Source organism: Marinobacter salexigens (genome assembly GCF_002806945.1).
Lineage (GTDB): Bacteria > Pseudomonadota > Gammaproteobacteria > Pseudomonadales > Oleiphilaceae > Marinobacter > Marinobacter salexigens.
On the sequence record NZ_NIHC01000005.1, the window covers coordinates 86,062 to 107,430 of the forward strand.

General features: G+C 54.8%; 16 protein-coding genes. 7 read left to right on the top strand and 9 right to left on the bottom strand.

Going from position 1 to position 21,369, the window contains the following annotated elements:
• Positions 1-1,488 carry a SulP family inorganic anion transporter gene (locus CDH47_RS10630; RefSeq protein WP_100639874.1) on the bottom strand — a complete coding sequence of 496 codons (1,488 nt, stop codon included), beginning with the start codon at positions 1,486-1,488 and terminating at the stop codon, positions 1-3.
• Positions 1,489-1,681: 193 nt separating this feature from the next.
• On the opposite strand from CDH47_RS10630, the gene CDH47_RS10635 reads away from it, so the two are divergent.
• From CDH47_RS10635 to CDH47_RS10645, 3 genes are all read left to right on the top strand, one after another.
• A complete protein-coding gene (locus CDH47_RS10635; protein ID WP_100639875.1) occupies positions 1,682-2,962 on the top strand; it encodes an MgtC/SapB family protein in 1,281 nt (426 codons plus the stop codon).
• Positions 2,963-3,049: 87 nt separating this feature from the next.
• Positions 3,050-3,826: a co-chaperone DjlA gene (gene djlA / locus CDH47_RS10640; protein ID WP_100639876.1), complete on the top strand. Its 777-nt coding sequence runs from the start codon at positions 3,050-3,052 to the stop codon at positions 3,824-3,826.
• Between the two features lie 173 nt (positions 3,827-3,999).
• Entirely contained in the window at positions 4,000-5,451 is a 1,452-nt protein-coding gene (locus tag CDH47_RS10645) for an amidase (RefSeq protein ID WP_100639877.1), read from the top strand.
• Here CDH47_RS10645 and CDH47_RS10650 read toward each other — a convergent pair.
• The 3 genes from CDH47_RS10650 to CDH47_RS10660 are packed head-to-tail and all read right to left on the bottom strand — an operon-like array spanning position 5,432 to position 10,313.
• On the bottom strand, positions 5,432-6,151 hold the full coding sequence (locus tag CDH47_RS10650) for a pseudouridine synthase (RefSeq protein ID WP_100639878.1): 720 nt from the start codon (positions 6,149-6,151) through the stop codon (positions 5,432-5,434). The genes CDH47_RS10645 and CDH47_RS10650 overlap by 20 nt on opposite strands.
• The gene (locus tag CDH47_RS10655) at positions 6,148-9,225 is read right to left on the bottom strand and encodes an efflux RND transporter permease subunit (protein WP_100639879.1); all 3,078 of its coding nucleotides are present in this window, start codon (positions 9,223-9,225) and stop codon (positions 6,148-6,150) included. The genes CDH47_RS10650 and CDH47_RS10655 overlap by 4 nt, the downstream gene beginning before the upstream one ends.
• 5 nt (positions 9,226-9,230) lie before the next feature.
• Entirely contained in the window at positions 9,231-10,313 is a 1,083-nt protein-coding gene (locus tag CDH47_RS10660; protein WP_100639880.1) for an efflux RND transporter periplasmic adaptor subunit, read from the bottom strand.
• A gap of 334 nt (positions 10,314-10,647) precedes the next feature.
• On the opposite strand from CDH47_RS10660, the gene ilvG reads away from it, so the two are divergent.
• The gene (gene ilvG, locus CDH47_RS10665) at positions 10,648-12,348 is read left to right on the top strand and encodes an acetolactate synthase 2 catalytic subunit (protein WP_100639881.1); all 1,701 of its coding nucleotides are present in this window, start codon (positions 10,648-10,650) and stop codon (positions 12,346-12,348) included.
• Positions 12,345-12,626 (top strand): ACT domain-containing protein, encoded by a 282-nt coding sequence (locus CDH47_RS10670; protein WP_100639882.1) that lies wholly within the window; start codon positions 12,345-12,347, stop codon positions 12,624-12,626. Before ilvG ends, CDH47_RS10670 begins: the two co-directional genes overlap by 4 nt.
• A 47-nt stretch (positions 12,627-12,673) precedes the next feature.
• Here CDH47_RS10670 and CDH47_RS10675 read toward each other — a convergent pair whose 3' ends face one another.
• From CDH47_RS10675 to CDH47_RS10695, 5 genes are all read right to left on the bottom strand, one after another.
• A complete protein-coding gene (locus tag CDH47_RS10675) occupies positions 12,674-13,855 on the bottom strand; it encodes a thiolase family protein (RefSeq protein WP_100639883.1) in 1,182 nt (393 codons plus the stop codon).
• A 176-nt stretch (positions 13,856-14,031) separates the two neighbouring features.
• Positions 14,032-15,180 (bottom strand): acyl-CoA dehydrogenase family protein, encoded by a 1,149-nt coding sequence (locus CDH47_RS10680; protein WP_100639884.1) that lies wholly within the window; start codon positions 15,178-15,180, stop codon positions 14,032-14,034.
• 25 nt (positions 15,181-15,205) lie between these two features.
• The gene (locus CDH47_RS10685; protein ID WP_100639885.1) at positions 15,206-15,967 is read right to left on the bottom strand and encodes an SDR family NAD(P)-dependent oxidoreductase; all 762 of its coding nucleotides are present in this window, start codon (positions 15,965-15,967) and stop codon (positions 15,206-15,208) included.
• A 120-nt stretch (positions 15,968-16,087) separates the two neighbouring features.
• Positions 16,088-17,275 carry a beta-ketothiolase BktB gene (bktB, locus tag CDH47_RS10690; RefSeq protein WP_100639886.1) on the bottom strand — a complete coding sequence of 396 codons (1,188 nt, stop codon included), beginning with the start codon at positions 17,273-17,275 and terminating at the stop codon, positions 16,088-16,090.
• Between the two features lie 49 nt (positions 17,276-17,324).
• Positions 17,325-18,467, bottom strand: coding sequence for an acyl-CoA dehydrogenase family protein (locus CDH47_RS10695; protein WP_100639887.1), 1,143 nt, complete (start codon positions 18,465-18,467; stop codon positions 17,325-17,327).
• A 147-nt stretch (positions 18,468-18,614) separates the two neighbouring features.
• On the opposite strand from CDH47_RS10695, the gene CDH47_RS10700 reads away from it, so the two are divergent.
• The gene (locus tag CDH47_RS10700; protein WP_100639888.1) at positions 18,615-19,631 is read left to right on the top strand and encodes an AraC family transcriptional regulator; all 1,017 of its coding nucleotides are present in this window, start codon (positions 18,615-18,617) and stop codon (positions 19,629-19,631) included.
• A gap of 130 nt (positions 19,632-19,761) precedes the next feature.
• On the top strand, positions 19,762-21,345 hold the full coding sequence (locus CDH47_RS10705; protein WP_100639889.1) for a fatty acyl-CoA synthetase: 1,584 nt from the start codon (positions 19,762-19,764) through the stop codon (positions 21,343-21,345).
• Positions 21,346-21,369: the final 24 nt, after the last annotated feature.

A 21,369-nucleotide genomic window follows, 5' to 3' on the forward strand; every position in this document is an offset into this window, starting at 1 on the left:
TTAATGGCTCATCAGCTGATCTATGCCTTCCGGCTTGTCGTGCACGCCAAAACGGTCAACGATGGTGGCACTGGCCTCGTTCATGCCAATCACTTCCACCTCTGCACCATCACGCCGGAACTTGATAACCACCTTGTCGAGAGCACCCACAGCGGTAATGTCCCAGAAATGCGCACGGCTCACATCTATAACCACTTTATCGACCACTTCACGGAAATCAAACGATGCAACAAACTTTTCCGAAGAACTGAAAAACACCTGGCCCGTTACCTTGTAGGTACGAGTGCCTGCTTGTTCATCAAGAGTGGACTTAACTTCCATAAAGTGACCAATTTTATTGGCAAAAAACAGTGCCGCGAGCAACACGCCGGCAAACACGCCCAACGCCAGGTTGTGGGTCACTACCACAACGCACACAGTGACCAGCATCACTATATTGGTCGAAAGCGGGTGCTCTTTCAGATTGCGAATGGACTCCCAGGAGAAGGTACCGATAGACACCATGATCATGACTGCCACCAGCGCAGCCATCGGAATCTGAACCAGTATGTCGTCCAGCACTACGATCATCACCATCAGGAACACGCCCGCGGTGAACGTGGAAAGCCGACCGCGACCACCGGATTTTACGTTGATCACCGATTGCCCAATCATTGCACAGCCAGCCATACCACCAAACAGACCAGACCCGATGTTGGCAATGCCCTGCCCCCGGCACTCACGGTTACGATCGCTTTCGGTATCAGTCAGATCGTCCACAATGGTGGCGGTCATCATGGATTCCAGCAAACCCACAACGGCCAGCGGAATGGAATACGGAAGGATAATCATCAAGGTTTCAAGAGTCAGGGGAACATCTGGCCAGAGAAAAATTGGCAGCGTGTCGGGCAGTTCACCCATATCGCCCACTGTGCGCACGTCGATGTTGAACATGACCGCCACAATCGTTAGCGACACAATGCAAACCAACGGCGATGGCACGAGCTTTCCTAGCTTAGGCACATAAGGGAACAGATAAATAATGCCCAGCCCGGCAGCCGTCATGGCGTATACATGCCAGGTTACGTTTGTGAGCTCCGGAAGCTGAGCCATAAAGATCAGGATAGCCAGGGCATTCACAAAACCGGTCACCACCGAGCGTGACACGAACCTCATCAAACCACCCAGCTTCAGCCAGCCCGCGACTATCTGAAGCACACCAGTTAGCAGCGTGGCGGCCATTAAATACTCCAGCCCGTGCTCTTTAACCAGGGTTATCATCAATAGCGCCATGGCGCCGGTTGCCGCTGAGATCATACCCGGGCGGCCACCCACAAACGCAATAATCACGGCAATACAAAATGAGGCGTACAGCCCGACTTTGGGATCCACTCCTGCGATGATCGAGAAAGCAATCGCTTCCGGAATCAACGCAAGAGCCACCACGATCCCGGCGAGCAAATCGCCCTTAATGTTGGAAAACCATTCGGCTTTCATTGTATTTACCATAGCTTTGGGTACCCGGAAGGTTGTGCAAATTAATGAACTGGGGATTGCCGTTACAGAAAATGCAGATTGCGGCAAATAAAGGGCGCGAATTCTATCAAATTACCGGTTCCGGCGTAAGGGCGCCTGTCCCCCTTGGCTTGCCGGCTGCTATGATTCCGCTAACACCACCCACTTGAAGGAGTTACATTCGTTCATGGACGATGTTGCATCCCAATTCATAGCCGCCAATCAAACCACCTTGAATCTTGCTGTGGCACTTCTTCTTGGCGCAATCATCGGCCTGGAGCGTGGCTGGGGCGCCCGCGCGCAAAAATCTGGCGAGCGTATAGCAGGCATTCGTACCTTTTCTCTGACTGGGCTTCTGGGGGGCATCTCTGCCGTTCTGGCGGAGGAAATCACGGTTTGGGCGTTCCCTGTCCTCCTGCTCAGCGTGGTTGCGATGGCGATCGTTGCTTACAGTGAACGGCTCGATCACATTCGCAACTTCAGCATTACCGGCATGGTCAGCATGGTACTCACCTTCTGCTTTGGCGCTATAGCTGTTGCAGTAGATCCTGTGATAGCCACCACCGCTGCGGTTATTACTGCCATTATTCTGGACAACAAAGAAGAAATTCATGGCTGGGTGCACAAGCTGAAGGCCCATGAGCTGGATGCGGCACTCAAGCTGCTTGTCATTTCTGTAGTGATGCTGCCGCTGTTGCCAAACGAGCCCATGGGGCCTGGCGGCGTACTCAATCCCCGGGAAATCTGGTGGATGGTGGTGATGATTGCCTCTATCTCCTTTGTGGGCTATTTCGCCATGCGGTTGGCAGGCACCAGCAAGGGTATTCTGTTTACCAGTCTGTTTGCCGGGCTTAGCTCTTCCACCGCACTAACCCTGCATTTTTCTCGTCAGGCAAACCAGCATCCGGCATTGAACGCACAGTTTGCCACCGGCATTCTGATCGCCTGCGGCACCATGTTCCCCCGCATATTGGTGTATTGTTTTGTCATCAACCGTGAACTGCTGCCCAGCCTTGTCTGGCCTGTGGTGATCATGACAGTACTGCTTTATGTGCCAGCACTCCTGATTTGGCGCAGGAATTCCGGCACAAGTGAGGTCAGCCAGCCGACCCTCAGCCAAAACCCGCTCGATCTCAAGTCCGCTCTGGTTTTTGGAGTGTTGTTGACGGCTATTTTGCTACTCGGCGACTTCCTGAAAGACTGGTTGGGAGATACCGGGATTTATATGCTGGCCGCCACTTCGGGCATTGCGGATGTAGACGCGATCACCCTGTCCCTCACCCGCATGTCCAACAACGGCTTGGCCATGGACGCTGCCGTTCTCGGTATCGTTATTGCGGCTGCCACCAACAACCTGGTCAAGTCCGGCATGGCCTGGGTGATCGGCAACCGAAAAACGGGATTCTATGTTGCTGGCCCCATGGTGCTTTCGCTGGGGGCGGGGCTTTTGGTGGCTTGGTTACAGTAGTTGGGACAAATGAAAGCCTGTTCATGAAGATCCGCTAAAAAACACGTATATTCTGTGGTCTGATTCATTATCCCAAAGGATACGTTAATGCTGTTTGCAATGATCATTGGTGGTCTGATTGGTTACGCCTTTGGCAAGTTCCCCGGTTTTCTGGTGGGGGCCGCACTGGGTGCGTTTTTATTGAACCGCGCCAAAAGCCGCCTGATTGGCAAACTCCAAAACATTCAATCCGGTTTTATAGAGTCTGTTTTTGCGGTGATGGGCGCCCTTTGCAAAGCCGACGGCGTTGTCTCGAAAGACGAGATACAGATGGCCGAGACGATGTTTGTCCGCTTTCGCCTTAACGAAGCCCAGAAAGCAACAGCAAAAGCAGCGTTCAGCCGTGGTAAAGCCAAAGACTTTGATCTGGATGCCGAACTGAACCACTTTTTGAACATCAGCGGACGGCAACCGGCCTTTCTGCAGATGTTTCTCCAAGTACAGGTTTCGGCAGTTGCCGCAGATGGCGTAGTACATCCGGCTGAACACGAAATGCTGGTGCGCATAGCCCGCGGCCTCGGCCTGCCCGAAAGCCAGGTGGACCAACTGGAAGCCATGTTGCGCGGTGCACATGCAGGCCAAGCTGGCGGCCAGCGCTCTACCGCCCAGCAAACCGATGATGCTTACAAGGTTTTAGGGGTTTCCCCATCAATCAGTGATGCAGAACTGAAAAAGGTATACCGCAAACTGATGAGCGAGAACCACCCAGACAAACTTGCGGGGCGCGGGTTACCAGAAAGCATGCGAGAAATGGCTGAAGAGCGCACCCAGGAAATCACCCACGCCTACGACGTTATCAAGGAATCCCGGAAAAACAGCGCCTGATCCGGGGGTTATGCAATCTGGCAGCCCCCTCCTCTCACAGGCTCGGTAAAGTTTACGAGCCTGTGAACTCATACCTGAAATGACATGTCGCCATGTTTTGCGTTCGAGTAGAGTAACTCCCAGCTCAAGCGGTTTCGCCCCGAATCGCTTTAATTATAAGGGAGATGCCTTGAATGCCCGCTACTGATTCACCGAAAACTGCCAACGTGTTTACTAATGACGCCCTTGGGAATGATGACGCAACTGCTCTGGCGAAGCGTGTGCGCAGCGGTGAGGTGTCAATTACCGAAGTAACCCAAGCGGCTATTGCGCGGCTGCACAAGGCAGAGCCACTGGTTCACGGCGTTGCCGCAGAACGCTATCAGTTGATGCTGGAGGAAGCGGCTAAGCTGGATAACAAAAAAGACTTGGCAAATGCGCCGTTCTTTACGGGCGTTCCCACCTTTATCAAAGACAACACCCATGTAGCAGGATTGCCCACCCGGCAAGGGTCGGCGGCTATTCCTGCTGGGCACCCTGTAAACCACACAAGCCCTTTCGCTCAACAGATGCTCGCCCAGGGTTTCCTGTGTATGGGCAAATCCACCATGCCAGAGTTTGGATTCAACGCATCAACCGAACCGGTTCATGATGCGCCTACCCGCAACCCCTGGAACCTGGATTACTCTTGTGGCGCTTCGTCTGGTGGCGCGGCGGCACTGGTGGCAAGCGGCGCGGTTCCTGTTGCTCATGCCAATGATGGTGGTGGTTCTATTCGGATTCCGGCGGCTGTTTGTGGGCTCATAGGGCTTAAACCGTCCCGCGGGCGTGTAATTGAGAACGATGCGGCGAAGTCGCTACCCATTGATATTCTCAGTGATGGCGTAGTCACCCGCACCGTTCGGGATACAGCCAACTTCATCTATGAGGCAGAGCGGTATTACCACAACCCGAAACTGCCCTTTATTGGCAAAGTGGAAGGCCCATCTGGCAAGCCGATGCGCATTGGTATGGTTATCGACTCTATCAACGGCCACAAAACCGACGACTTGACGCGCCAAACTGTTGAGGCTGCTGCTCGCGTGCTGGAAGCTCAAGGCCACCGTATTGAGCCTGTGACAACACCGGCAAACTCGAACTTCCCAGATGATTTTGCAATGTACTGGGCGCTACTGGCCTTCGGCATGAAGTTCAACGGACGAAAGATCGCACATCCGGACTTTGATAAACGGCGGGTAGACGGGCTAACTCAAGGCCTGGACAAGATGTTCAAACGCGGCTTCTGGAAGATGCCTGCAGTGCTCTGGCGTTTACGGCGGGCCAGATATGAATTTGCAGAAGCCACTGCAAGCTTCGATGCAGTGCTAACACCCGTCTTGGGGCATACAACGCCAAAACTGGGTCACCTTAGCGCGAAAGTGCCCTTTGACACACTGTTTGACCGCCTGACCCAATATGCAAACTTCACCCCTTTGGCAAACGTCACTGGCACGCCTGCCATATCTGTTCCCATGGCACTTACGCCAGAAAACCTGCCTGTTTCGGTTCATCTGATGGGTAAGTACGGGGATGAGCGCACGCTGCTTGACCTTGCCTTTGGCCTTGAGACTGAACAAACGCTGAACTTTAAAACTCTGGGAAAATAGAAAGCACTTCCAGGAAGCTTGGCTCGGGAGCGGCGCCGACAGACAAGGGCATACCGGTAGCAGGGTGAGCGAACTCGATACAGGTAGCCGCAAGCATTAACCTGCCTCTGCCGAACCTTTTGGCAAAGTAACGGTTATGCCGCCCCCGGCCATGATTGGCGTCGCCAATAATCGGATGGTTCAGGTGTTTCATGTGGCGCCGAAGCTGATGTTTGCGCCCGGTATCAGGGTAAAGCTCAACCAATGCATAGCGGCTGGTCGGGTAGGTTTCAATTGCGACTGGGATCTCGGTGGTTGCCAGTGTCCGAAAGCGGGTTCGGGCGTCCCTTACTGGCTGCTCCAATCCTTTCAGCCTGCGATCTTCCGGCTCTTCCCGTAACGGATGATCAATAATTCCTTCCTCCACCGGCCAACCTCGAACTACTGCCTGGTAGGTTTTCTTCACATCTCCCGCCATCATGGCCACGCCCAGGGTTCGAGCGGTTGCCGGGTCCCTGGCGAAAACGAGCACCCCAGAGGTTGGCCTGTCCAGCCGATGGATCGGGTAAACATGCGCACCGCCATTGAGTGCGCGGGCGTATTGCAGGGCAAACTCGGTTTCGTGACGATCTATCGGGCTGCGGTGTACCAGCAGCCCTGCAGGCTTGTGAACCACCAGCAGCCAATCATCTCGATATAATTCCGTCAGCGGATTGTTCATGAAGGCTTTGTGACAAGACCTCTCAACTTCGCGTTGATCTTGTCACCCAGCACCAGCATCGCCGGTGTGAGCAGTAGCGTCAGAATCGTGGCGAATGCCAAGCCGCCAGCAATCGCACTGGACAGCTGTGCCCACCATTGCGTTGATGGCGCCCCCAGCCCGAGCGACGGTGTAAGCAGATCGACATTCACGCTCAAAACCATCGGCATCAATCCCAGTACGGTCGTAATTGCAGTGAGGAGTACGGGGCGCAAACGCAGACAGCTGGTTTCCAATGCTGCCTCATAAGCTTCCAAGCCCTCTTTCTTCATCTGGTTATAGGTATCGATCAGGATGATGTTGTTGTTCACCACTATGCCCGCCAAAGCAATGATGCCCATGCCCACCATCACGATGCCAAAGGACTGACCGTTCAGCAGCAACCCCAGAAGAACACCGGCAGTCGAAAGAACGATCGCAGAAAGAATCAGGAAGCTCTGATATAGCGAGTTAAACTGGGTCACCAGAATGAGCAGCATCATGGCAATGGCCACCAGAAATGCAGATACGAGAAAGTTAGAAGCCTGCTGCTGATCTTCGTTCTCACCCGCAAACTTCACCGATACACCCTCTGGCGTTTCAGGGAGTTGTGCCTGAAGAACTTTAAGTAGGCTATCTACCTGCTCACCCTGCCCTATATCCGATTTGATGGTGACAGTTCGCTGGCCGTCTACCCTTGCTAAACTGCCGGTCTTGTTTCCAGGTTTCAGATCCAGAAACTGTGATAGCGGCACTTGCCCCCGTACTGTGTTAATTGTCTGCCGCTGCAGGTGATCCAGTTCACGCCAGTTATTGGGAACCCGCACTACAATATCCACTTCATCACGAACATCTTCTGGCCGGTAGGTTGCCAACACCAGTCCATTAGTAACCAGGCGAACGGCACTGCCTATACTGAGTACGTCGGTTCCAAAACGTGCAGCGGCCTCACGGTCGACTTCCAGCTGCCACTCGATGCCCGGCAGGCTTCGGTCATCTTCGATGTCCACAAAACCACCCAAAACCCGCATCTGGCGTTCGATCTGGTCGACATACCGGTTAAGTTTACTGCTGTGACGGCTGCTGACCTGAAGCTCTATCGGTTTGCCACCCGCCGGGCCACTTTCCTGCTTACGAAACTCCAGCTCGATGCCAGGAATATCCTCAGTGCGAGCGAGGAAGTCATCCAGAATGGCACTGGCGGGGCGGCGAGTGAACCAATCAGTAAACTGAAACTGAAGTACACCAATCACGTCGGGCGCCATCTGTGTGCTGGCGCTCAGCATTGAGCGCGCATACACCGCTTTCACTTCCGGCATGCCCTGCAACCGGTCCTCGACCTTTCGCACTATGGCATCTCTCTCCAAAACAGACAGATCGCCCCGGGCGCGAACCTGCACCTGTGCCGAATCCGGCTCCACACTTGGGAAAAACTCTACGCCGTAATTGAATTTGCCATAGGCGAGATAAATCATCACAACCACGCCCAGCACACCTAGCAAAGTGAAACCGGGGTACGACAGCAGTGTTGAAAGCATCTGCCTGTAGCCATGCATCATTCGACCGCTTTCACTGACAACCCGGGCGCGATGTCCACCGCTCACACCACCCAGAACTGGCAAGAATACCAGCGCCATGGCGAGAGACGCGACCAGACAAATAATCACGGTAATAGGCAGAAATTTCATGAATTCGCCCACGACACCCGGCCAAAACAGAAGTGGGACAAATACCGCAAGCGTTGTAGCGGTTGAAGCAATAATCGGCCAGGCCATGCGGCTTGCGGCCTCAGCCCAGGCACTTTTTACACCGTGACCGTCAGACAGGTTTCTGTCTGCCAGTTCCGAAACCACAATGGCGCCGTCCACCAGCATACCCGCGACCAGTATCAGGCTGAACAACACAACAATGTTGAGGGTGAGGCCCATTGACCAGATCACCAGAATACCCGTCAGGAAGGCGCCGGGAATAGTAAGCCCTACTAACAAAGCGGAACGCGGCCCCATAGCGGCAATAATCACAATAGTCACCAGCACAATGGCCGTCAGTACGTTGTTGAGCAGGTCGCTGAGCAGGTCGCGCACTTCATCGGATTGATCCATGATGTAGCGCACCTCCAGAGCATCCGGCAGTTGTGGCTGTGCCCGGGCAATCAATTCCCGTACCTGCTCCACGGTTTCAATAATGTTGGCGCCACTGCGTTTCGAGACCTCCAGCACCAGAGCCGGCTCACCGTTGATGCGCGCAAACCCGGTAGGGTCTTTAAAGGTTCGCTGCAACATGGCGACATCTCCGAACGTCACCACCGTATCACCATCAACTTTGAGGGGCATGGACATAACGTCTTCGATATTCTCGATAACACCGGGCACTTTCAGGGTCATACGGCCATTGCCGGTGTCCAGCGATCCTGCCGCCACCAGCTGGTTATTACGGGTGACCAGGTTGCCAAGCTGATCGAAATCAACGCCGTACCCCTCCAGTACTTGAGGGTCCACCACGATTTCCAGAAGATCTTCCCGATCGCCGCCAATATCAACCTCCAGTACCTCAGGAATTGCCTCGATGGCGTCCTGAAGCCCTCGGGCAATCGTGATCAACTCTCGCTCAGACAGAGGCCCGGACAGGCCGATGGAAAGCACAGGGAACAGCGACACGTTGATTTCATTCACCCGTGGTTCATCCGCTTCACGGGGGAGTTTGCTGCGGGCTGTATCCACTTTTTCGCGAACATCCTGGAGAGCCGTGTCCGGGTCAAAACCGGCATCGAACTCCAGCATTACCGAAGCGTGCCCTTCGGAAGCCGTGCCGCGCATCTCCTTTACGCCCTCCAAAGAGCGTAATTCCTGCTCCATGGGGCGAACCAGCAGTCGCTCAGCATCTTCCGGGCTTATGCCTTCCAGAGCCATGGAGATGTAAATCATCGGAATGGTGACGTCGGGATTTGCTTCCCGGGGGATAATCTGGAACGCCGCAATGCCGCCAAGTGTCAGGAAAAACAACGTTAGCAGTGTTGTACGGCTGCGATCTATGGCCGCAAAAACAAGTGTGCGCATACTGCTCAGCCCCGCTCTTCAGAGGCGTCTACAGGCTGAACTTGCTCGCCCTCATTAACAAAGCCCGCACCACGAGTAATCAGGCGAGTTTCATCAGGCAAGCCCGTCACCCAGGCGCCATCTGTGGCCACACTGAGCAATTTCACCGTGCGAAAAACAACCTTGTTTTGCTCATCGACATACTTCACCCCCGGGCGCCCATCGTCTCCTAGGGACAAGTAAGCCGGGGAAATAAACGTGGCCTGGACATCCGCCAGCGCAACACGGAGATTGGCGCTTCCGCCGGCTATGCGTTCTTGATCAGGGTTTTCCACAGCAACTTCTATGGCAAAGCTTCGGGTTTCAGGGTTTGCAGCACTCGCCACAAAGCTGACCACACCATACAGAGCTTCTCCATCCAAAGGGCGCACCCGCACTTTCTGGCCAGGTGCTACTTGCGCAACAGACTGTTGGGGCACCTGCCCCTTAGCTTTGAGCCTGTCTATTCGAACCAGCTCATACAAGGGCGAGCCAACCTGCACCAAACTACCGCTCTCAACCTCTTTACGGTTTATCACGCCATCAAACGGCGCCTTGGGCTTGAGGTGGGAAACCGCAAGCTGCGCCCCCTCCAACTCTGCTCGAGCAGCCGCCAGATCGCTTTCTAAACCAAGAGCTTCCGACTGGGATGCGAGATTTCTGGAACCCAGTTTTTGCACAGCAGACAAATCGGCTTCCAGCTGCTTAACCCGCGCCTGCCAACGCAGGACTCCTGCACCACGACCATCTTCTGATAGCGTTAAAAGTACGTCGCCCGTCTTTACCGAGTCGCCAAGATCCGCCGCAATGGTTTCTACCGTACCGGCAACCCGGGCACTCACCGTTACGGCACGCCAGGGTTCCAATTGCCCCTGTAACAATAGCCCTGGCTCATATAATTGCGCGTTGAGCCTTGTAACCTGAACCCGTGTGAGCTCTTTTTCTGCAGCTTTGGGCTCTGCGGGGGCATCAGTGTTTGCCACTTTGACCTCGCCAGTGGCCAACCAGATAATCAGAGCAATCACAACGATCAAAGACAGACCTAGCGAACTCCATTTTGCTTTACTCATTAGATACCTACATAGCCTGCATTTGGTTAACCATGGCCCGAAAACGACGCTAACGAAAAAATAAAAGATCGAAACGGTTGCAACCCGATCAAATCGTGGGGTAGATTCTACACAGATTCCTTTTGCTAATTCAGGCCAGATTGTCGTTTTTATGAACATCAACTCAGTAATTATTCTTGCAAAGCTCGTCCTGGTGGTAGTGATACCTTCCGGGGGATTTTGCGTGGATAAGCGGGTGAGATAGCGACAAACCTGACAAAAACACCAGAAACCCCCGGCACCGCAAGGTCCCGGGGGTTTCTTTTTTACGGAAGAAAAAACAGGAAATATAACGATGAACGGCGCACAGCATATTCTTCAAGCGTTCCACCACCACAACATCGAAACCGTTTTTGGTTATCCCGGTGGCTGCATCATGCCGCTATACGATGCACTCGTGGATGATGTGGGCGTGGAGCATGTGCTTTGCCGCCACGAACAAGGCTGCGCTCTGGCTGCCGACGGTTATGCCCGGGCCAGTGGCAAGCTGGGCGTTTGCATTGCAACCTCCGGTCCCGGTGCGACCAACCTGATTACCGGCGTTGCCAACGCCTATCAGGACTCGATCCCCATGCTGGTTATTACCGGCCAGGTTCCCTCGGCGCTGATCGGAACAGACGCCTTCCAGGAAACCGATGTATTGGGAATGACCCTTGGCATCGTCAAGCACAGCTACCTGATTGAAACTGCCGACGAGTTGCCCGGCATTCTTGAAGAAGCCATAGAGTTGGCGCAAATCGGGCGCCCGGGGCCGGTGTGGATTGATATTCCGAAAGACGTCTTGCTGACGGAGACAACGGCTGCGCCCACCAGATCTACTGCCCAGCCACAAGCAACCAGTCCCGATCTCAGTAGCGCAATCACCCTACTGCGCGATGCTCGCAAACCGCTGCTTTACAGTGGTGGTGGTATCAGCCTGGCCCATGCAGAAGACAGCTTCCGGGAATTTACCAAGTGCTCGGAGCTGCCCGCCGTAGTAACGCTGAAGGGAATTGGAAACGCCGGCAAACACAGCGCTCACAACTTGGGTATGTTGGGTATGCACGGCTCCCGAGCGGCCAACCGGGCCGTGGATGAATGTGACCTGCTTCTGGTTATCGGCGCCCGCCTGGACGACCGCGCCACCGGCAAACTGGACGGATTCGCTCCGAATGCCCGCACGATTCACATTGACGCCGATGCGGCCGAATTCAACAAGCTCCGCAATGTGGATGTCGCGGTTCGAGGCGACCTGAACAGCATTCTGAACGAGCTGACAAAGAGCCTCACAGACGCGCCTTTGGCAATCAGTGATTGGCGCAAACAGTGTCAGACCTGGCGCACAACAGGTGGGTTCCAAGCGGCGGACAACGAAGAACCATTGGCGCCCATTACCGGCCCGGCCTTCATCAGCCAGCTTTCCCGCACAGCACCGGACGACACCATCATTGCCTGTGACGTTGGCCAGCACCAGATGTGGGTTGCCCAGCACTATCAGTTTGACCGCCCCCGACATCACCTGACCAGCGGTGGCCTTGGCACCATGGGCTTTGGTTTGCCCGCAGCGATTGGCGCTCAGTTTGCTAACCGCAACAGCACCGTTATCAATGTAACCGGCGATGGCTCCTTCATGATGAACGCGCAGGAACTGGCTACCATTCGCCGTTACAACCTGCCGGTAAAGCTGATCATCATGGATAACCAATGCCTGGGCATGGTTCGCCAACAGCAGGAGCTGTTTTATAACAACCGGGAAAGCCACATCAACCTGGACGACAACCCGGATTTTGTAGCCATGGCGAGGGCTTTCGATATCCCTGCCCTGAAAATTGATCGCACGGACCAGGTTCGGCGCGGTATCGAAACCATACTGGCTTATAACGGCCCCATGCTGCTGCATGTAGCCATTGCCCGGGAAGAAAACGTGTGGCCGATCGTAAAACCAGGTGGAAGTAACAAGGAAATGATTGATGAAACCCGCCGCACTGCCGCGGACCAAAAGGAGAAAACAGCATGAACACTGAGAGCAGCTGTAAAACGCCCAGCTATAACATTACCTGCAAGATGAGCCATGAAGCGGCCGCGCTCGAGCGTTTGTGCCAGGTGGTTCGGGTTCGTGGCTTTCGCATAGCGAAGATGGCGGTGGAGACAACAGACGGGGCTCTGCAGATCGCCCTGACCATTCAAGGCGCACGCCCGGTGGGCATGCTGCAGTCTCAGCTTGAGAAGTTGCACACGGTCGCTGAGGTTAAACTTGCTGCACTCGCGGAGGCTGCAGCAAGCCGGATTGCATGATCCCGTGTAAGCAGGGAAAGCGTGAACTTGCCCTGCTTACAACCACATCAGATCAGTTCTATAGCGACCGCTGTGGCCTCACCACCGCCTATGCACAGAGCCGCCACCCCACGCTTCAGCCCTTTCTGTTTCAGGGCATTGATGAGCGTAACAATGATACGGGAGCCGGATGAGCCAATGGGGTGCCCAAGTGCACAGGCGCCGCCGTAGACGTTCACTTTCTCGGCATCGAGACCCAGCTCGTTAATGGCCAGCAAGGAAACCACTGCAAAGGCTTCGTTGATCTCGTAAAGATCCACATCGTCCTTGCTCCAGCCGGCTTTTTTCAAGACCTTCTCAATCGCACCGATGGGTGCCAAGGTGAACTCTGCGGGCAGTTGGGCGTGGGTGGCGTGGGCAACAATTCTGGCCTGAGCCGTCAGGCCTCGGGCTTTTGCTTCTTCCGCAGACGCCAGCACCAGAGCGGAGGCGCCATCACTGATGGAGCTGGCGTTGGCTGCTGTTACTGTGCCGTCTTTTTTGAAGGCCGGCTTCAGGTTGGGGATTTTCTCCGGGCGGGCATTGCCGGGCTGCTCGTCTATCGCTACTTCAGTATCGCCGCCACGGCCGGAGACGGTTACCGGGCAGATTTCCGGCTCGAACCAACCATTATTAATGGCCGCGTTGGCGCGTGTCAGAGACTGAATGGCAAAATTGTCCATCTGTTCGCGGGTAATGTTGTAGTCGTCTGCGCTTTTTTGCGCGAACACGCCCATCAGGCCGCCTTCGTAGGCATCTTCGAGGCCGTCGAGGAACATGCTGTCGATCACCTGTCCGTGGCCCATGCGCATGCCGCCACGGGCTTTTGGTAACAGGTACGGTGCCTGGCTCATGTTTTCCATGCCGCCGGCAATCATGATGTTGTTGGTGCCTGCTTTGATCTGGTCATGGGCCATGATCACGGCTTGCATGCCGGAGCCGCACATTTTGTTCACAGTGGTGCAACCGGAGCTGTCTGGGATACCTGCACCACGGGAAGCCTGGCGAGCGGGCGCCTGTCCGAGTCCGGCAGGCAATACGCAGCCCATAATTACTTCCTGAACATCCACTGGCTGCAGTCCGCTGCGCTCAATGGCAGCTTTGATGGAAGTGGCGCCTAACTCGGGAGAGCGTACAGAACTCAGGGAGCCCATCATGCCGCCCATGGGGGTACGGGCGGAGTTCAGGATTACTACATCAGGTATTGGCATGGTGTTTGTCCTCAGTGTTTGGTGCGCGGTCAGGTGCAGGGCGGCCTTTCAGAAACACGCTGTGAATACATCCCTGTACGCTCGACAAAAGCCATCCATGGCTTTTGACGGTTTCTGAAAGGCCGCCCTGCACCTGACCGTTCAACATTGGCGTCTGTACGCAGGATTGATAAAGGTTAGCGACCTAAAACCGACCGGGCGATAATCTCCTTCATGACTTCCGAGGTGCCGCCGTAAATGCGCTGTACTCGGGCATCCATAAAGGCGCGAGATATTGGATATTCCGTGGTGTAGCCATAGCCGCCGAACAACTGCAGGCAACCATCCGCTACTCGGCACTGCATTTCCGTGGCGCTGTACTTGGCCATGGAGGCGGTTGCTGCGTCCAGTTCACCCGCTTCGTACTGACTGATGCACTGGGATACAAACGCTTTGTTTATCTGGTAGTCGGTTTCCATGCGGGCGATTTCAAAACGGGTGTTCTGTAATTGGGCCAGCTTCTGGCCGAACAGCTCCCGCTCTTGTGAGTAGGAAATGGTCAGATCCAGAGCGCCTCTGGCTGCTGCTACGCCCAGCGCGCCGATAACCAGCCGTTCCCGTGGCAGCTCCTGCATCAAGTAGGCAAAGCCTTTGCCCTCCTGCCCTACCAGTGAGGTGGCTGGAACGCGCATATCCGAGAAGAATAACTCGGAGGTATCGCCGCTGTGCTGGCCGATTTTGTCGATATTGCGGCCTTTGCTGTATCCCGGCAGGCTGGTGTCCACCAGGAACAGGCTGATGCCTTTTGCTCCGGCCGAGGGATCGGTTTTCGCCGCAACAATCACCATGTCGGCATGCTGGCCATTGGTGATGAAGGTTTTTGAACCATTAAGGATATAGTCGTCGCCGTCTCGCACCGCGCTGGTGCGCATGGCCTGCAGATCACTGCCGGCACCTGGCTCGGTCATGGCGATGGCGCCAACCACTTCGCCCGACACCATTTTGGGGAGCCACTGCTGCTTTTGCTCTTCGTTACCAAGGTGGCTGATGTAGGGGGCGACTATATCTGAATGCACCATTACGTTGGTGGAGAGCGCACCAAAACCCATGCGGGCAAGCTCTTCGCCCACCACTACGGAGTATTGGAAAGGCGCTCCATATCCGCCGCAATCTTCAGGAATATCCACACATAACATGCCGGCATCGCCGAGGGTATTCCAGAGTTCACGGGGCACCAGGCCAGATTGTTCCCAAGCCTCGTAGTGGGGCGCAACTTCTGTTTCCAGAGCTTTGATGACAGATGCTCTGAACAGAGCGATTTCTTCCTGATCCACTGGGTTAGTCATTGCGCTCTCCTGTATTTAATCGGATTTATTTAGGTGCCATGCGAAGTGCGCTATCCAACCGGATGGTTTCGCCGTTCAGAATAGGGTTGCGCACCATCTGATCCACCATCATGCCAAACTCTTCAGGCTTACCCAGACGCTGCGGGAACGGCAGGGTTGCTGCCAGGCTGTCCTGAACTTCCTGTGGCATGCCAGCCATCATGGGTGTCATGAACAGGCCAGGTGCAATGGTGTTCACGCGAATGCCTTCGCGGGCCAGTTCCCGGGCGGATTGAATGGTCAGGGCAACCACGCCGCCTTTGGAAGCACTGTACGCTGCCTGTCCGATCTGCCCTTCGTAAGCGGCAACGGACGCCGTGTTGATGATCACACCACGCTCACCGTCTGTGTTGGCTTCGCGCTGGGCCATTTCGGTCGCGGCGAGTCGCAGAATGTTGAAGGTTCCAATCAGGTTAATTTCGATAACCTTGCTGAACTTCTCCAGGGGCATAACCCCGTTGCGGCCCAGTATTCTTGCTGCAGGGCCAATGCCCGCACAGTTCACTGCAATTCCACACAAGCCATGAGCTTCACGGGCAGTTGCTATTGCCGCTTCCGCGCTTTCGGCAGAGCTCACATCGCAGTGCACAAAAATTCCGCCAATATCTGCAGCGACTTTCTCGCCCTGCTCTTTTTGCAGATCGAAGATCGCTACTTTGCAGCCTGCAGCCGCCAGCGCCCGGGCCGCGCCTTCGCCAAGCCCTGAGGCTCCACCTGTCACAATGGCTGGTACATTATTGAATTCCATCAACTTCTCCCTTCTATCTCGGAGTTTTTTCGGCAGCGATTAGCTGAATGGGCCAGCCCACACTTTACGTTAACGTAAACTGTACCCAATTCAGCCTTAAAAAGAAATTCGACTATCCAATCAATTAATGCGTTCAACAATCAACGCAATACCCTGGCCACCGCCAATGCACATGGTGATCAGGCCGTAACGGCCACCGGTGCGCTCAAGTTCTGCCAACGTTTTAATGATGAGAATGGAGCCGGTAGCACCCACAGGGTGCCCCATAGCAACAGCCCCGCCGTTCGGGTTTACCTTGTCTGCTGGCAAGCCCAGCTCCTTACTGACGGCAAGCGCCTGTGCTGCAAAAGCTTCGTTGGATTCGATTACATCCAGGTCTGCCACGCTAAGGCCGGTTTTCTCCAATACGGTTCGTACCGCAGGGATGGGGCCAAGGCCCATGACGCTAGGATCTACCCCGGCAAAGGCATAACCCACAATCCGGGCACGTGCTTTCAGGCCACGCTTTTCGGCTTCTGCTGCGCTGGTCAGCACCATGGCAGCCGCACCATCGTTAATGCCAGAAGCATTGCCGGGGGTAACTATGCCGTCTTTGGTAAAGGCGGGCTTCAAGCCTGACAGGCTTTCGGCTGTGGTGCCTGCGCGTACGTGTTCATCCTGCTCAAAAACAACTTCCTTACGGCCCTGCTTTACAGTTACCGGCACAATCTGTTCTTTGAAGTAACCGTTCTCAATAGCCTGGCTGGCACGGCGGTGGCTTTCCGCTGAGAATGCATCCAGATCTTCACGGGTAAAACCGTACTTTTCTGCAATGCGCTCAGCAGTCATGCCCATGTGGCCGCTGCCAAACGGATCGGTCAGGGTTCCCAGGGTCATATCAACCGCTTTACCATCACCCATCCGCAAACCCTTGCGAACGTTGGGCAGCACATAGGCGCCCTGACTCATGCTTTCGGCACCGCCAGCCAGGGCAATCTGGCTATCGCCCATCATGATCATTTGTGCGGCACTGATAACCGACTGCACGCCAGAACCACAAAGGCGGTTTACGTTGAATGCAGCAGAGCCCTTCTGCAGGCCTGAGTTCAGGCCGATGTGCCGGGCTACATAAGCGTCAGCCGGGCCGGTAGGGATAATATGGCCAAACACCGAATGGTCGATGTCTTCTGCAGGCACACCTGAACGACTAATCGCCTCTTTGGCTGCGCAGGTTCCAAGCTCAGCCGGGGTCAGGGAGCTCAGGCTACCGCCAAAACCGCCAATAGCGGTTCGGGCACCGTCGAGAATGACAACATCAGTAAGTTTCATTGATTGTTCCTCAAGATTTGGATGACTGGAATTCCACTGAGCGCATAATCTATTTGCCCAGCATGGAGCGGGCAATCACTTCTTTCATAATTTCCGAGGTGCCGGCGTAGATTGTCTGAACGCGGGCATCCACAAAGAATCGCGATACAGGGTACTCCACGGTATACCCATAGCCGCCAAATAGCTGCAAGCAGTCGTTGGCGATATCGCACTGCATTTCCGTGAGCATCAATTTCAGAATCGCAGCTTCCGTTGGCCCCATCTCGCCGTTCAGGTAGTTCCCGATGCACTGGTTCAGATAGGCTTTGCCCACCTCCAGCCGTGCTTTGGCTTCGGCCAGTTTGAATCGGGTATTCTGAAAATCCGCAACCCGCTGGCCAAACGCCTGGCGTTGTTGCACATAATCCAGAGTCAGTGCCAGCACACCCTCAGTTGCCCCCACTGCTTGAGCAGCCACACCCAGGCGCTCACGGGGTAACTCCTGCATCAGATAGGCAAAGCCCTTACCTTCTTCGCCAAGCAGAGCGTCGTGGGGTACCACAAGATCAGAGAAAAATAGCTCTGCCGTATCGCTGGCATGCTGGCCTATTTTACGGATGCCCTTACCGCGGGTGAACCCGGGCAGGCTGGCATCCACAAGGAAGAGAGAGACACCCTTGGCGCCGGCCTGGGGGTCGGTTTTGGCGCATACAATCACCAATTCCGCCTGCAAACCGTTGGTAATAAAAACCTTGGCACCATTGATGACATAGCCATTATCCGTGCGCTGGGCCGTGGTACGCATAGCCGCCAGGTCACTGCCTGCACCCGGCTCGGTCATGGCGATGGCACTGAGAATATCCCCCCGGATCATCGCCGGGAGATACCGCTCCTTCTGAGCCTCCGTACCAAGATGCAAAATATAAGGCATGACGATATTGGCGTGGATGTTATAGCCACCGGCCAGACCACCAAAGCCCTTGCGGGCAATTTCCGAGATCGCCAGCTGAGAAACTTCAAAGCTCGCAGCCGCTCCCCCGTATTCTTCTGGCATATCAATACCGAGCATGCCGGCTTGCCCCAGCGTGTTCCAGACTGAGCGAGGAATTGCGGATTGTTCTTCCCACTCGTCATAGTGCGGCGCAATTTCCCTATCAAGAACCCGGTTGATCATTTCATGAAACAGCGCGGTATCGTCTTGGTGTCCGGACATAGGTAACCTCTCAAGTGGCTCTGTCAACAAACCCATTAGTCTTCTGATTATTCAGGCAGCCAACCATTTAAAGGGTTATCCTGTTCCCCGGGAATGGCCGTACAAGCCGAAAAAATTGACACAATACGCACTTGATCAACTGTAGATATGCCCAAACCGCAATCCATACCCCACATCGCGAACCACTACCTCCAGGCCTCAATCCGCGGTGCCGAAAGGCAAGGGTTGAGCAAAAGCATCTTGCTGGACAGCGCCGGGATTCCCATTGAGTGGCTGAACAAGCCCGAGCAACTGATTACCGAACAACAGCTTACCCAGTTGATCAAGAGCGTGTGGCGTGCAACCCGCGATGAATTCCTGGGGTTATCCACCAGTCCCTGTAAAAACGGCACCTTCGCGTTAATGGCAGACTACTGCCTTGATTCCGCTTCCCTAGGGGCCGTGTTTCGCAAGAGCGCCCGGGTTTACAGCATCGCCTGTAACAATGTCGATATAGGTTTGGGGGAAAGCGACAGCAACAAACTGGTGTTTTTCCGCCTTAGCCTAGACGATGCCAGCCAGGATACAGACCACATGCTGCAGGAATTCCTGCTTCTTATGTGGCAACGATTCGCCTGCTGGCTGGTGGACCAACAGATCCCATTTGCTACAACCTGCTTCAGTTATCCCGCGCCGAAACATGTTAACGAGTATCGCGCCATGTTCCCGACTGAATTGCAGTTTGAAGAATCTGTGTGCGGCTTCTCTCTCCACGAAAAATACCTGCAACTGCCCATTACCCGGAGCGAAGCAGAGCTGGAAACGTTTCTGAAGGAAGCTCCGGCCTACATACTGCACAGGCCCGACAACGACGATAGCCTGCGCAACCGTGTTCGCGCCTTGCTGGCAAGCCAAAGCCTGAGCAACATGCCCAGCCTGGGTGACATTGCAGAGCTATTGCACATGACACCAAGAAGCATAGGCCGTAAGTTACAGGAAGAAGGCACCTCCCTGCGCCTGATCAAGAACAGCCTACGGAGGGAGTACGCCATAAAACTCATGAGCACAGAAAACCTGAGCGTGGCGGACATCAGCGAACGGGTCGGCTTCTCGGAAACCGCCTCCTTCTGCCGTGCCTTCAAACGTTGGACGGGCAAGTCGCCCTCGCAATGGGCTGACAAATAACCATGTAGTGAATACATCTACTTGGCTGATTGGGTCAATTTTTTCGACTTGAGAGGTCATTCCCCAAGCCAATGCTTCTTTGAGTTAATGCCAGCTCTACCAATATAAAAACACCAACAGAGGTACTTGCATGAACAACAACAGCACACCTGCTTCCAGTTCGCTGCCATCGGGTATTGCCCGGGCACTGCGCAACACCATAGGTGATGCCCTCGCCCGCTCTGCGCGCACTCACAACAGCCGCACAGCTCTGGCATTTGACGACCGGACCTGGACCTTTTCCGACATTCACACTGCGTCAAACCGCCTGGCTCACCGCCTTATCGAGCTTGGGCTGATCAAAGGTGATCGTGTTGGTGCTTATGGCAAGAACTCGGATGCCTACCTGTTACTTTGGTTGGCCTGTGCAAAAGCGGGGCTGATTCATGTGCCTGTTAACTACGCGCTAATTGGCAAAGAGCTAACCTATGTAGTGAATCAATCCGGCTGCAAAGCCCTGTTTTTCGATACGGATCTGCAGCCGCAAGTAGATGAAGTTAAAAACACAGTGGAGGTTGGCGTATATGGAACCCTTCACAGCGGACAAAACGACAACAATCCGGACATACTGGCACTCGCACTTGCAAGCGGGGAAGATACAGCACCGGACGTAGAGCTTTCAGACACAGACGTTGTGCAGATTCTCTATACCTCCGGCACAACCTCCGATCCTAAAGGTGCCATGCACACGCACCGCTCACTAATGAGTCATTACAGCGCCTGCCAGTACCATCTGGACATTCGCGACAGCGACCGTTCTCTTGCCGCCCTTCCTCTGTACCACTCTGCGCAGATGCATGTGTTTTCCATGCCCATGCTGCTCAGTGGCGGTTACAGCCGGTTGATCAATACACCAACACCGGATGCCATTCTCGGGCTATTGGCCAGCGAACAACTCAACGCCTTTTTCGCGCCACCCACCGTGTGGATTGCACTGCTGCAGAACCCGCAATTCAACCCGGAAAAACTCCAGCATATGGACAAGCTCTACTACGGTGCCTCCATCATGCCTGGCCAGGTGGTCAAAGAGCTGGGCGAAAAACTGCCGGGCGCAGGCCTCTACAACTGTTACGGCCAAAGTGAAATTGCACCTCTGGCAACGGTGCTGCTACCTGAGGAACACACAGAACGCCCTTCATCCGCTGGCCGCCCCATGCAGACCGTGATGACCCGCATTGTGGACCCGGTAACCGGCAAAGACTGCAAGCCTGGCGAACAAGGCGAACTGGTACATCAATCCCCCCAACTGATGGTGGGCTACTGGGCAAAACCCGAAGCAACCGAAGAAGCTTTCAAGGATGGATGGTTCCATTCTGGCGACCTGGGTTACCAGGATGAAGAAGGCTATATCTACATCGTTGACCGCATTAAAGACGTGGTGAATACCGGCGGTGTTCTGGTTGCCAGCCGTGACGTGGAAGAAGCACTCTATCAACACGAATCCGTGGCAGAAGTTGCTGTTATCGGTGTGCCCGATGAAAAGTGGATTGAAGCTATCTGCGCTGTTGTGGTACTCAGAGACGGGCACACCGAAAACTCAGACGCTTTGATGAGTCATGCCCGCGCCAAACTCGCAAGCTTCAAAGTGCCCAAACACATCCACTTTGTAAGTCAGCTACCCAAGAACACGGCAGGCAAACTGCTGAAAAGAAAACTCAGAGAAGACCTCTCCTAACGCCTATACCAGCTGGTTGGCTCA